This is a genomic window from Mycoplasmopsis agalactiae (genome assembly GCF_000089865.1).
GTDB lineage: Bacteria > Bacillota_I > Bacilli_A > Mycoplasmatales > Metamycoplasmataceae > Mycoplasmopsis > Mycoplasmopsis agalactiae_B.
The window spans coordinates 52,830-65,400 of the sequence record NC_013948.1 but is presented as its reverse complement, the minus strand read 5'-3'; the positions used below and the strand labels follow the sequence as shown (position 1 = coordinate 65,400).

The following is a 12,571-nucleotide window of genomic DNA, read 5'->3' as shown; positions in this document are numbered from 1 at the left end:
CTAGTTTTATATTATTGTAAAATTAGAAATATGATAAATGACACGATTACAGCAATTTCATCAGGCGGAAAAATCAATCAAGCTATTTCAATCATTAGAGTAAGCGGACCAGATAGTGTCAACGTTGTTAAGAAAATTTTTACTGGTAAGGTGGGCACTAGTCACACAATTACTTTTGGCAACATTATTGACAATTTAAATGGCAACGAAGTGATTGATGAAGTTTTGTGTATGTGATTTTTAGGTACAAATAATTTTGTTGGCGAAGATACAGTTGAAATAAACTGTCATGGCGGTGTAGTAATTACTAATAGAATTTTAGAATTATTACTATCTAATGGCGCAAGGTTGGCTGAACCTGGTGAGTTTAGTAGAAGAAGTTTTTTAAATGGCAAAATGGATCTTATTAAAGCTGAAGCAATTAATGATTTAATTCATGCTAGCACAGTTAGTCAAACTAAATTAGCAATTAAGAAATTTGACGGAAAAACATCAATGTATATTCAAGAGCTAAAAGACGAATTAGCCTATTTGATAGGCGAAATGGAAGTTTCAATTGACTATCCTGAATATGATTTTGACAACCCCTTTACTGACAAACTAATGTCACGATTAGAATCTATTAGAAATAAAATTAGCAAAACTATTGAATTAAGTCAAACATCGAGAATGATCTTCGAAGGCATTAAAATAGCAATTTTGGGAAAGCCTAATGTTGGAAAAAGTTCTATTTTAAACGCAATATTGGAAGAAGATAAAGCAATAGTAACAGATATTGCTGGCACAACTAGAGACATAGTTGAAGCTATGTGACAATATAAAGGACTTTTATTTAAATTCATAGATACAGCAGGTATTAGAGACACTAAAGAAAAAATTGAAAAAATTGGTATTGATAAATCATTTGAACAAATCGAAAAAGCAGATGTTGTCTTACATATATATGATCCAAGTCAAAATGATAATGAGTTTGATTCGCAAATTAAGAATAAGGCACATTCATTAAATAAAATTTATGTTCCAGTTATAAACAAAAAAGATTTGCTTGAGACAACAAACGATGAATTTCTTTATGTAAGTGCAAAGCTGAATGATTTAGATCCGTTAAAAGAAAAATTAGTGTCTGTTTTCAAAAATATCGACTTAAACAATGATCAGTATGTTAATAATTCTAGACAGTTAGCACTTATAAAACAGGCTCATAAGTCGCTTGAAGATGCTATAAAGTCAATAAAACTAGGTTATGATCCTGATGTTGTGATTATTGATCTTAGACAGGCTTGAAGTCACTTGACTGATATAACTGGTCGTGCAGACAATGAATTACTGCTTGATGAGATGTTTAAAAACTTCTGTCTTGGAAAGTAGGTAAAAATATGAGCATAAAATATATTGATTGCCATACTCATCCAATTAAAGAGTATTATAAAGATAACTTCCAAGTGATTGAAAAGGCCTATTTTAAAGGTGTAGCAGCTATGCTTATAACTGGGTGTGATCCTAAAGAAAACCTTGAAGTATTAAACATTTGCTCGCACTTTGACTACACTTTTCCAGTAATTGGTGTGCATCCAAATAATTCAACCGGAGCAATTGACGGTGAGATTGTTGAGAGTCAGCTAACTAAAGATGTTGTTGCTATTGGTGAAATTGGACTAGATTATCACTATCCAGATACCAAAAAAGATATTCAAAAAGAATCATTTATTGCTCAAATTAAGGTCGCTCAGAGACATAATTTGCCTGTTGTTGTACATATGAGAGACTCTTATGAAGATTTGTTTGAAATACTTAGTCAATTTAAAGATGTTAAGTTTATGATTCATACATTTAGTGGGAATTTATATTGAGCAAAAAAATTTAATGATTTAGGTTGCTACTTTAGTTTTAGTGCAATTGCGACTTACAAAAATAATTCGTCTTTATTAGAGGTTTTGCAATATCTTCCTGTTGATAAAATACTCACCGAAACTGACGCGCCATACTTACCACCAGCAAGTAAGCGAGGGATGCTAAATTATCCAAATTACGTTAAACATACAGCAAACTATATTGCAGGCGTTAAAGGTTTATCAATTGAGAAATTTACTGACAAAGTATTAAAAAATGCAAAGAGGTTATTTAAAATTAATGTCTAATGATCATCCTCAACCAAAAGCTAAGAAGAAATTTGGACAAAATTTCTTGCATAGTGACTCAGTTATTAAAAAAATAGTTGATATTATTAGCCCTGAGGGTAAGCAAATTATTGAAATTGGCCCAGGAACTGGGGCTTTGACCAAACACCTTGTAAATAAATGCACAAAATTAGTTGCCTTTGAAATTGACCCAGATATGATCAAATTTTTAAACCAGCAAAATTATTTTAATTCAGAAAATAATATGCTTGTTCATGATGACTTTTTAAATGCTAATTTAGACCAATATGCCTATTTTGAAGTTGTAGGCAACATTCCTTACTATATTACTAGTGAGATAATATTTAAATTAATTGAGAATAGATTTTTGTTCAAGCGAGCAACATTGTTAGTTCAGAAGGAAGTAGCTGACAGAATAGTTGCAATGCCTAATAGCTATGAATATTCTAAATTGAGTATAACTTGTCAATATGTGGCTAAAGTTAAAAAAGAATTGTTTGTAAGCAAAAATAACTTTAGCCCTGTTCCAAAGGTAGATTCGGCAATTGTTACATTTGATTTTTATCAAGATAAGAATGATAATTATGAACAATTAAAAGACTTTTTCAAACTTTGCTTCAGTGCAAGAAGAAAAAAACTGATTTGGTCTTTAAAACAGGTTTATTCGCAAGAAAAAATACTAAATGCTTACAGCGTGTTAAATATAAGTGAAAACATCAGAATTCAGCAGCTAGACTTAGAAACTATAAAGCAATTATATGCTGAGCTAGAAACAAAATAGAGCGAGGAGAAAATTATGTCTAAAAAAGTTACTATAATAGGCACTGGGGCGTGAGCTAGCGGATTAGCAAATGTATTATCTTATAACAACCACAAAATTATAATGTGAGGTATTGATAACAAAGAAATTAATGACATTAACAATGGCATTAATTCTAAGTATTTTGGTGATAAAAAGTTCAATAATCCTAATAATGTTCATGCAACTAACAATTTAGAAGATGCATTAAACGAGCTTGATTTAATGATACTGGCTGTACCGTCAGGGGCTATTGATAGTGTTCTTGGTCAAATCAGAAATATTCTAGGAACACGTAAAATTAAGATAGTTAACGTTGCTAAAGGCATAGATTCAAAGACTAAAAAATTCTTTTCTGATGTGCTAGTTGAAAAATTTTCAGACAATATTGAACACTATTGCTCAATACTCGGGCCTTCTTTTGCTACTGAAGTATTTGAAAATGCACTAACAATGATAAACATTGTTGGGCCAAATCTAGGCTTCTTGCTTGAAGTGTCAAAAACATTTAATAATAAGTATTTTAGATTGATAATTAATCCTAATGAAAAAGGAAGTGAATTATTTGCTGCTCTTAAAAATGTTCTTGCAATAGGGATTGGTGCAATAACACACATGTTTCCTTACAAAAATACTGAATCTGCTTTATTAGCTACAGGCGCAAAAGAAATTTACCAAATTTATAAAGCCTTATTTAACTCTACTGATAATAACTTGCCATTAGAGCTTTCAGCAATTGGTGACATATTCTTAACTTGCTCTAGCATGAAAAGCAGAAACTTTCTTTTTGGAACACAAATTGCCCAAAAAGGCCTTAAAACAGTGCTAGAAGAAAATACTAAAACAGTTGAAGGCTACCACAATGCCAAAATATTAGAAGATATTTTAAATGATAATAAGTCAATTAGTGCACCATTTTTAAGATCTATTATTGATGTTTTATATCACAACAAAGATGTTAAGAAATTAACTGATTTCATTGAGGAATATAATTAATTGTGAACTTTTAAGGGAAAAACTGCTCGTTTTTCCTTTATTTTTACACTTTTTATTTTTTTTATCTTACATAAAACTAATATGATGAAATGAAAATTAAAAGGTTTGTTATTGGTTCTTTAGTTTTGGTTGCTGTTGCTGCTTCTACAATAGCAATTGCTTTTGAATCAAATCGTACCTCATTTTCTAAAATTTCGCCAAGTGATAGCGATGTTGTAGCAATCGATGTATCTGGCGCAGTTTTATTTAAAGGAAAGCATTATTTTAAAAAGGGGGTTAAATTAAGAGAAATTCTAAATGTTGTAAAGGAAAATAATGCAGATCTTTCAAATATTGACATGAACAAGGAGTACAAAAATAATGTAAAAATCTTTATTCCATCTTTAAAAAACAATTTTGATAATGATGTTAATAAGCAAATACATTGACTGGAATTAAATGACGAACAACAACTAAGAAAATTAGGAATTTCTGTAAATGTATCAAAGCAACTAGTTCAGTTAAGGAGAAAGAAATCAAAAATCAAATGAGACGATATTCAATCTCTAAGAGGCATTGGAGAAAAAACTTTTTCAAAACTAAAGAGAGTTTTAGTCTTGTAAGCCTAAATTTATTGGCATTTATTTTGCCTATATTTATTCACTTGTCTATTTTTAGTACTGAAACTAGGTATGTGTGGATTGTGGCATATGTGATGCTAGCAGTGTACATTAATTTTAAAAACTGGAAGTGCTTAGGTACTGCATTGCTAGCTATTGTCTTTTATCTATGCGCTTTGATACCAACAGCATTTAAGCATCTGCTGGATGATGGATTATATGTTGTTCAAGGGACAATAATTAAGTCCAGTGATAATTATTTTATAATTAGCAATTCAAAGCACAATGTTTTAGTCTTAGGTAGTAACCTAACATCAGAATCAAAAATTATTCAAGGTTCGCTAGTTGAAGTCAAGGGGAATTTAAGTAAAAATTTATCCTATATAAAGTTTGATAAAACTTTCATGTTATCTAACTCAATAAAATATGTTGTAAATAATCCAGTGATTAAAAAAGCGTCATATCAGACCCGGAGTCTTAATCAATTATTAAATGCATATGGTGCCGACAAAATTTATTTTTCTAGATACTGAAGTAAAATGGTTTTTGGAATAGGCGATTCGCAAATTGCTAATACAAAGGCTAGACTTATAAATGTTTCACATTTATTAGTTATCTCAGGATTACACTTTGACCTATTATTCTATTTTATAGCACTTTTAGCAAACAAGATATTCAGAAAAAATAAAGCATCACTATACTTTGTAATTACAATTTTATTTTGCTATGTTACTTTGCTTAATTCATTTGTTTCAGCAATAAGAAGTTTAATAATGCTGTTTGTCAAACATCAAAAAAATATTGGTAATTATAGCTTTAAATATTATGATGGCTGATTTATAGCACTAGTTGTTGTATTTAGCTTAAATTTTGATCTTGTATTTTCACTTTCTTTTATTTTTTCCTTTTGTTGTTCATTTATTCTGCTTACACTAAACAATTTAATAAATATAAAATGAAAAATTTTAAAAGCTCTAATTATTTTTGCACTGATATATTTGTTCAATCTGCCGATAATAGCTAAAATAAATTCTTCTTTAAATCTTCTTTCTTTTCTCTTTAGCATTATTCTAGTTCCAATATTTGAAATATACTATTTGATGTCAATAATTTTCTTTTGGAGCGTAGAGTTTATGAACTTTATGTACTATGTTTTGGATGAATTATTGAACATCTTGATAAATTTTTCACTCACATTAACAGTTAAAGCATACTCATCCTGACTATTAGTGTCAATTAATGTATTTACCTGATTTATAGTGCTATCTGTCATTAGTGTAGTTATAAATAATAAAAAAATTAGGCAACTTGCCTAATTTGATAACAATGTTATATGGCGCGCCCAAGAGGAGTCGAACCCCTAACCTTTTGGTCCGTAGCCAAACACTCTGTCCAGTTGAGCTATGGGCGCATAATATGGAGGCACCAACCGGACTCGAACCGGTAAATCGGAGTTTTGCAGACTCGTGCCTTGGCCTTTTGGCTATGGTGCCACAATGACCGATCTCTAATTGCTGTGTAATGTATTATATATTAATAGCTTTATATAAAAAGCATATTTATAAAATAGAGATCGATTAAATTAAACTGTCATTATTTCTTTTTCTTTTTTAGATACTAGTTCATCAACGTGTTCAATGTTCTTGTCAACAATTTTTTGCACGTCTGCTAAGTATCTTTTTTGCATATCTTCAGAAATTTCTTCGTTAGCTTTTATTACTTTATTTGCATTTTGACGGGCGTTTCTAATAGCAACTTTTGCGGTTTCAGAATGTTTTGATAATGATTTAACTAATTCTCTTTTTCTTTCAGTTGTTAGAGGCGGAAATTTGATACGAATTTGGCTTCCTTCATCAACAGGATTAATACCTAACTGAGCACTTGTAATAGCTTTTATTATATCTCTAACAGTTGTTGCATCAAAAGGCTTAATTAGTAACTGTTGAGCTTCAGGAACACTAATGTTTGATAACTCTTCAATTGGTGTTAGTGTGTCATAGTAATTAATTTTTATGCCTCTAATTAATTGTGGATTAGCTCTTCCTGTTGAAGTTTTTGAAAGTTCAAAAACTAAGTGGTTTATGGCTTTATCAATTTCTTCTTCTAATTGTAAAATAAATAATTCATCCATTAGCTTATTACCTCGGTGTGATCTATATCTCCATCAATAGCTCTTAAAATAGCATTTGGCTCATTGATGTTAAAAATAATTAAGTTGATTTTATTATCCCTTGCCATGCTTGTAGCTGTTAAGTCCATAACTTGTAGCTTTTTATCCAAAATTTCATCATAAGAAATTTTTCCAAATTTCTTAGCATCTTTATTAGCTTTTGGATCTGAATCATAAATGCCAGAAACACCATTTTTGCCCATCAAAATGACTTCTGCGCCTATTTCAGAGGCAAATAAGGTTGCTGCTGTATCTGTTGTGAAATATGGTCTTCCCGTTCCACCAACAAAGATAACAACTTCACCTTCTTCTAAATATTTAATTGTTTTTTCATTAACATAGTTTTCAGCAACTTTTTGGTCAACAACTAAAGATGACTGAATACGAGTTTTTAAGCCAATTCTTTCGAATCCACTTTTTAACGCTAAACCATTCATTATTGTGGCCAACATTCCAATATAATCTGCCCTGTTTCTAGGAATGCCATTTTTTTCAGCACTTGCCCCTCTGAAGAAATTGCCGCCACCAATAACAATACTTATTTGAATTCCTCTGTCTGAAATTTGTTTTAATTGGCGTGCAATATCGCCAACTAAATCATAGTCGATTGCTAAGCTTTTTTCCTTATTAACTAACCCTTCACCTGAAAGTTTAATTAATATTCTTTTGTACTTATTATCCATCTATCCGCCCAATACATTTATTATTTAATATCTAAATAAAAATTTATTAAATTATAAATTAAAAATGCGATTTTGTCAAAAACTAAGGCAAACCAGATGCTTAAGTGGTCAAAAAATGATCATAGCAACAATATTTTTCAAATGATGATTTAGCCAAAATGCCTGTTTTATAGGCAAATAAAAAACACTCTAATAAAACTTTCTAAATCATATCTTTTTGGCAACTGTATATCTTGAATAAAATGTTTTATAAAAAGCTGCATTTGTTATTATGCCTAAATACATAAAATAAGACATTGTCGAAACAAGCAAAGCAATATACATAAAAATCCCAAATATGCCAAATTTATAGTAGTCAATTAGTGATGTAAGATATCCAAATATCGTTATAAAAACCATAGTGGGTAATGAGGCAATAAGCACTCCAGGAAGTAATGATGATCATGGCACTTTAAATGCTGGACTGACTTTAAACAATAATGATAGTCCTACATATAAATTGAGCATTAAGTAAAGTGAAAAAACAATGTAAAAGTAAATACTTCTGCCTAGGTCGCTGGCTTTATGTACTCCAAACAGTTTGTAAACTGATAAGTATAGTAATGAAGATATAAAAATATAAAGTGCAATGCAAACAACAATTAAAAATCCTTTAAGTCTATTAAAAAAGTAATTACCCGTTGTTTCATGTTTATAAATATAATTTATGCTATAGGTAAACTTCCCAAAGCCACTAGATGAAATAATCAAAGAAGCTAAAAATAAAGTAATTATCAAAATGTATGTTTTAGCATTTCAAGTCTGCGGTATTGAATTTATAAATGATTCTAGTCCAGGAATTATTCTTCTAAGAATTTCATCATTAAATAAGCTACTAAAATCACCAGGAATTAATGATATAGCAACACTAACACTCATTATTATAGGTATAAATGATACTAATGAATAGAATGCAAATGATACAGGAATAAAAACAAATTCCCTGCTAGTAAATCTTTTGTAAACTCTACCAACAAGCTCGCTTAATTTGTTTTTATTCTTTTTTAGTCTTATAGGCACAGCAATTAGCATAATTATTTTGATAAAAAACTTAATCACAATTTCCAAAAGCGATGTTTTAGTTTTTTTAACAGACAAAATATTTTTGCTAAATAACGATTTTTTTAGCATCTTATTATATGTTCTGTTCATTTTCTTAACATTTTTATTCGTATATAAATTCATTATGCTACCTTATTCAAAATTATACTTGCTTTAGCAGCATTTTTACTATGAATGCTTTTATTAAGGGGCTGTATTATTAAAAGTTAAATTAAGGATATAAAAAAATAGAAGTTGCCTTCTATTTGATCTTAATTATCTTTCTTTGCTTTCAACTACAGAATAGTCAAAGTCTGTTGGAACTTTTTTGCCAAAGTGTTCAACTTCAACAGTAACTTTATGAATAGATTCATTTGCTTCTAACACTTTACCAAGTGTGCCTTTAAATGGCCCATCAATAATTTCTACTATTTCACCAACAGTAAATTTGTCAATAATTTTGCCTGAATTAAAGTCTTCAATTAATTGCTTTTCTTTTTCAAAAGCTAAATCAATTTCCTTTTTAGTAACTGGAGTTGGTTTAGTTCCTTTTCCAGCAGAACCAATAAGCCCTGTCACATATTGTGTGTTACGCACAACAAATCAAGCTTTATCAGTCATATCCATGTTAATGAAAATGTATCCACCATACATGTTGCTCATCTTAACTTTATATGGCTCACCAAGCGCTTTTTTCTCAGCTTCTTTTGCAGTTAAAACAGGTTTTTTGAAAATTTTAAATGCACCTTCTTCAGTAGCATTTTGATTAAAACACTCTTCGACTTGTTCACTAACAATACGGTTTTTTAAAGACTCAACAACCTTATCCTCTTTACCTGAAACCGTACTAATCATATATCACATAAAACGTTGCATAAGTACTAAACGCCTCCTGTTTTAATTCCTGATTTTGTGAAAATAAAAGTAATTAAAGTAACAAAGCCAACAACAATTAAAGTAAATATCATCGAGAAAACAATAACTTGCACAAAAGCTGCTCAACTCTTTTTAGATGACGGCCATCTAACTCTTTTTAATTCTTTAACAAATTTACGCACCAAAAACTTTTTCTTTTTTGCTTCTTTTGTTTCTGCTTCAATTTTATTTTTCTTAACCATTATTTTTCTTCCTTGTGCATTGTGTGCTTATTACATTTTCTACAAAACTTTTTAACTGTAATTCTATCAACAGACATCAGGCTTTTATTGGTGGAATAATTCATGCTGTGGCATTCTTCACAACTTAGTGTTACTTTTTTTCTAAGCATAGTTTTAATTATATATAAAATCTTAAAATTTTAAGCTTTTAAATTCTATGAGACTCAGGCAGAATAAAAAGTTATTATTTTTCTAACAATAGCCTCTTTAAAAAGATTCAATTTATATGTTGAATGCGGCGATCATTTTTTAGACAAAAGCAGCTGAATATTATGAACATCATTTTTACTAAAATACCTATAAAACAGCCTTTTAAAGTCTTCTTCATCAGCCTTTTGATAGACTTCATTCTCTGCAGAATCATCAGTAATATAAATCATTTCATCAATTGATGACATGTTTAAATCAATAGAGCGTTTTCTGCGTAGTCAAAAATTTAGTTTGTTTAAACAAAAATTTTTGACAACTTGATTAACATAAGCATAAAAATTAGAATCACTTTGGTATTTATACTTGCGTAAAATATTAGGGCATTCGTATAAAAATTCATTGTAAATATCATCAGCAGTGATTGGCACTTTTCTATATGAAAAAATAGCTTTGTTAATTGCATTATAAATTTCTTGTTTTAGGCAATGATTAATTGCCATAATTATCTCTAAATTAGACATATTGGGCAATATTTGCTCCAATTGATTATTATTTGCTAAGTGTTTTTTAAACGTAAAAATACTTTTATTCACTTCTATTAACTAATTCAAATAATAAAATTCCTGTAGCCACAGATACATTCATTGACTGAACAGTACCAAATTGTGGAATATAAACTTTGACATCCGTTGCATTAACTACTGGTTTAGAAACGCCTTTTTCTTCATTACCAACTACTAGTGCGCAATTGCCTGTATATTGAACTTTGTTATAAGGCACTGCATTTTCATCTAATAATGAAGAGTAAATTCAAAAACCTCATTTTTTAAGCTTTTCAATGCTTGAGGCAATGTTGCTAACTTTAATGATTTTGACTCCTACAAACCCGCCTGAACTTACTTTTAAGACTGTTGAAGTAACATCAGTAGATCTATCTTTAGGAATAATAATATGTTTGATTCCTGCTGCATTTGCTGTTCTTATGATTGCTCCAAAATTGTGTGGATCATGTATATGGTCTAAAATTAATACATTTTTAGGATTATCTTTTTTAATGACATCTATTTCATAGTAATTAAAATCTTTTAAAAACAGCAAGTATCCTTGATGATTTTCTGAGTTATATTCTTTAAAAAATGAAGCATCTTTGACTACTATTTTTATATTTGAAAACTCCTTAAGTTTATCAGCGTGTGATTTACTTAGAACATAAACAGCTTCAATTGGCAATTTGGCCTTAATTGCGTCTATAACTGAGTTTTTGCCACACATATATAATTTTTTCATAAAGATACCCTCAATTTTTAATAAATTAGTTTAGTGTTGATAAGTGCTAAATTAAGCTATTTTTAATTAATTTTTCTCTTAATTTATCGGCTTTTTTATAGTCTTTTATGCCTATAAAATAGCGTCATTGGTCATATATCTCTAAATATCTATTATAAAAGCTTATGTTTGTTAATTCTTTGTGGAAAAGTGAAAGTAAGAAAAATAAATCTTTTGCCCTCTCTAATGATGGTTCTTTATTAAATTTCTTAATTTCATTATTTAGCATAAAGTTAAAGTCAGAAAACTCAAGCTGTGAAACTGCTTCTAAGCCTTTAGTAACAAATTCTGATTTACTGTAGTTTTCTTTGTTAAGAATTTCATTTTTGTAATTTACAAAAATTTTAAATAACACTTTTTTATACTTATTTTCTATAGCTTTCATGTTTTCAATAAGCTCACTAGTTATATTAATGCTTGCACTAACTTTAGCATTGAAAAATATCAACTTTAAAATTGCTGCTCCATATTTATTTATAAAATCTTCTGCAAGTATAACGTTGCCTACTGATTTAGACATTTTTTCGCCATCAAGATTAAGCTGCCCACAACGAATTCACTCTTTAGCTAATTGCTTTTGATATAAGGCATAATGTTGAATATTTTCATTTTCATGGTGTGGAAATGTTAAATCCATTCCGCCACCATGGATATCAACACCATCGCTTCCAAAATGCTTGTCAATAAGTGCACTACATTCAGTGTGTCAACCAGGTCTGCCCATACCAAAACTAGATCTAAATTTAATGCCTACTGCTGTAGATTTTCAAAGAGCAAAATCGCCTTTAAACCTTTTAAGCAAGCTGTTTTCGTCAAAAACCATATTGTCAATATTTTGATTAGAAACTAGTCCATAGTTACTTTTATTTTTTAAAACATCAAATCAAACATTACCATTTGCATCTTTGTATGCATTTTCAGTCTGATATAGTTTTTCAACATATTTATTGATGACATTTATATTTTTAGTTACTTTTTCAATTTTGCTAATTGTATTCACATTAAGCATTCTTAATAATCTTTGATAGCTTTTAAAATAAAACGAAGCAACTTCACTTTCTTTAACGTCCATCTGAATTGCTTTATTAATGATTTTGTCATCAACATCAGTAATGTTGTGAACAAATTTAAATTCCTTGTTCAATTCCCTATAAGCCTTAAGCATAAAGTCAAAAGTAATAATTGGCCTTAGATTTCCTATATGAGGCTCATTATAAACTGTCGGCCCACAAACATAAATTTTTAACATAACAAAATTATATTATAGTAAGCAATTATTGATTATTTACAGCTTTTTAATATTTGTTTTTTAGTAGAACAATTTATGCGCTTAGCTTTATAAATTTTGCTTGTATTAAAATATAAAACTTATAACTATAAATTAATTTTAAAATTTTGTTAACATTTTTAATTTTTTATTTAAAATAAATATGTTATGAATTTTCACAACCTATATAATCGAAAGAGCACAAT

15 protein-coding genes and 2 tRNA genes are annotated in these 12,571 nt (G+C 29.3%); 6 read left to right on the top strand and 11 right to left on the bottom strand.

Annotated elements, in window-relative coordinates; translation table 4 throughout:
• Nucleotides 1–30 precede the first annotated feature (30 nt).
• From mnmE to MAGA_RS04925, 6 genes are all read left to right on the top strand, one after another.
• A complete protein-coding gene (gene mnmE / locus MAGA_RS00280) occupies nucleotides 31–1,368 on the top strand; it encodes a tRNA uridine-5-carboxymethylaminomethyl(34) synthesis GTPase MnmE (protein ID WP_013021720.1) in 1,338 nt (445 codons plus the stop codon).
• Between the two features lie 8 nt (nucleotides 1,369–1,376).
• A complete protein-coding gene (locus tag MAGA_RS00275) occupies nucleotides 1,377–2,138 on the top strand; it encodes a TatD family hydrolase (protein WP_013021719.1) in 762 nt (253 codons plus the stop codon).
• Complete coding sequence (gene rsmA, locus MAGA_RS00270) at nucleotides 2,131–2,919, top strand: 16S rRNA (adenine(1518)-N(6)/adenine(1519)-N(6))-dimethyltransferase RsmA (RefSeq protein ID WP_042509416.1); 789 nt, start codon at nucleotides 2,131–2,133, stop codon at nucleotides 2,917–2,919. Before MAGA_RS00275 ends, rsmA begins: the two co-directional genes overlap by 8 nt.
• A gap of 15 nt (nucleotides 2,920–2,934) precedes the next feature.
• Nucleotides 2,935–3,933: an NAD(P)H-dependent glycerol-3-phosphate dehydrogenase gene (locus MAGA_RS00265; protein ID WP_013021717.1), complete on the top strand. Its 999-nt coding sequence runs from the start codon at nucleotides 2,935–2,937 to the stop codon at nucleotides 3,931–3,933.
• An 89-nt stretch (nucleotides 3,934–4,022) separates the two neighbouring features.
• Nucleotides 4,023–4,535, top strand: a complete 513-nt coding sequence (locus tag MAGA_RS00260; protein WP_013021716.1) for an MAG0490 family ComEA-like DNA-binding protein — start codon at nucleotides 4,023–4,025, stop codon at nucleotides 4,533–4,535.
• The gene (locus MAGA_RS04925) at nucleotides 4,460–5,848 is read left to right on the top strand and encodes an MAG0480 family ComEC-like protein (protein ID WP_013021715.1); all 1,389 of its coding nucleotides are present in this window, start codon (nucleotides 4,460–4,462) and stop codon (nucleotides 5,846–5,848) included. Before MAGA_RS00260 ends, MAGA_RS04925 begins: the two co-directional genes overlap by 76 nt.
• Nucleotides 5,849–5,866: 18 nt before the next feature.
• Here MAGA_RS04925 and MAGA_RS00250 read toward each other — a convergent pair.
• The 11 genes from MAGA_RS00250 to MAGA_RS00205 all read right to left on the bottom strand — a co-directional run bounded on the left by MAGA_RS00250 (nucleotide 5,867) and on the right by MAGA_RS00205 (nucleotide 12,347).
• Nucleotides 5,867–5,943, bottom strand: a tRNA-Arg gene (locus tag MAGA_RS00250).
• A gap of 6 nt (nucleotides 5,944–5,949) precedes the next feature.
• Nucleotides 5,950–6,025 (bottom strand) — tRNA-Cys (locus MAGA_RS00245).
• An 89-nt stretch (nucleotides 6,026–6,114) separates the two neighbouring features.
• Complete coding sequence (gene frr / locus MAGA_RS00240) at nucleotides 6,115–6,663, bottom strand: ribosome recycling factor (RefSeq protein ID WP_011949229.1); 549 nt, start codon at nucleotides 6,661–6,663, stop codon at nucleotides 6,115–6,117.
• On the bottom strand, nucleotides 6,663–7,385 hold the full coding sequence (gene pyrH / locus MAGA_RS00235) for a UMP kinase (RefSeq protein WP_011949228.1): 723 nt from the start codon (nucleotides 7,383–7,385) through the stop codon (nucleotides 6,663–6,665). The genes frr and pyrH overlap by 1 nt, the downstream gene beginning before the upstream one ends.
• Before the next feature lie 189 nt (nucleotides 7,386–7,574).
• Nucleotides 7,575–8,609, bottom strand: coding sequence for a YihY/virulence factor BrkB family protein (locus tag MAGA_RS00230; protein ID WP_013021714.1), 1,035 nt, complete (start codon nucleotides 8,607–8,609; stop codon nucleotides 7,575–7,577).
• Between the two features lie 132 nt (nucleotides 8,610–8,741).
• Complete coding sequence (gene nusG / locus MAGA_RS00225) at nucleotides 8,742–9,341, bottom strand: transcription termination/antitermination protein NusG (RefSeq protein WP_013021713.1); 600 nt, start codon at nucleotides 9,339–9,341, stop codon at nucleotides 8,742–8,744.
• 5 nt (nucleotides 9,342–9,346) lie between these two features.
• A complete protein-coding gene (secE, locus tag MAGA_RS00220; protein ID WP_013021712.1) occupies nucleotides 9,347–9,583 on the bottom strand; it encodes a preprotein translocase subunit SecE in 237 nt (78 codons plus the stop codon).
• Nucleotides 9,583–9,732 (bottom strand): 50S ribosomal protein L33, encoded by a 150-nt coding sequence (gene rpmG / locus MAGA_RS04415; protein WP_004024222.1) that lies wholly within the window; start codon nucleotides 9,730–9,732, stop codon nucleotides 9,583–9,585. Before rpmG ends, secE begins: the two co-directional genes overlap by 1 nt.
• Nucleotides 9,733–9,777: 45 nt before the next feature.
• Complete coding sequence (locus tag MAGA_RS00215) at nucleotides 9,778–10,293, bottom strand: RNA polymerase sigma factor (RefSeq protein WP_226876328.1); 516 nt, start codon at nucleotides 10,291–10,293, stop codon at nucleotides 9,778–9,780.
• A gap of 64 nt (nucleotides 10,294–10,357) precedes the next feature.
• Nucleotides 10,358–11,059 carry a 23S rRNA (guanosine(2251)-2'-O)-methyltransferase RlmB gene (gene rlmB / locus MAGA_RS00210; RefSeq protein ID WP_013021710.1) on the bottom strand — a complete coding sequence of 234 codons (702 nt, stop codon included), beginning with the start codon at nucleotides 11,057–11,059 and terminating at the stop codon, nucleotides 10,358–10,360.
• Between the two features lie 46 nt (nucleotides 11,060–11,105).
• Nucleotides 11,106–12,347: a class I tRNA ligase family protein gene (locus tag MAGA_RS00205; RefSeq protein WP_013021709.1), complete on the bottom strand. Its 1,242-nt coding sequence runs from the start codon at nucleotides 12,345–12,347 to the stop codon at nucleotides 11,106–11,108.
• Nucleotides 12,348–12,571 lie beyond the last annotated feature (224 nt).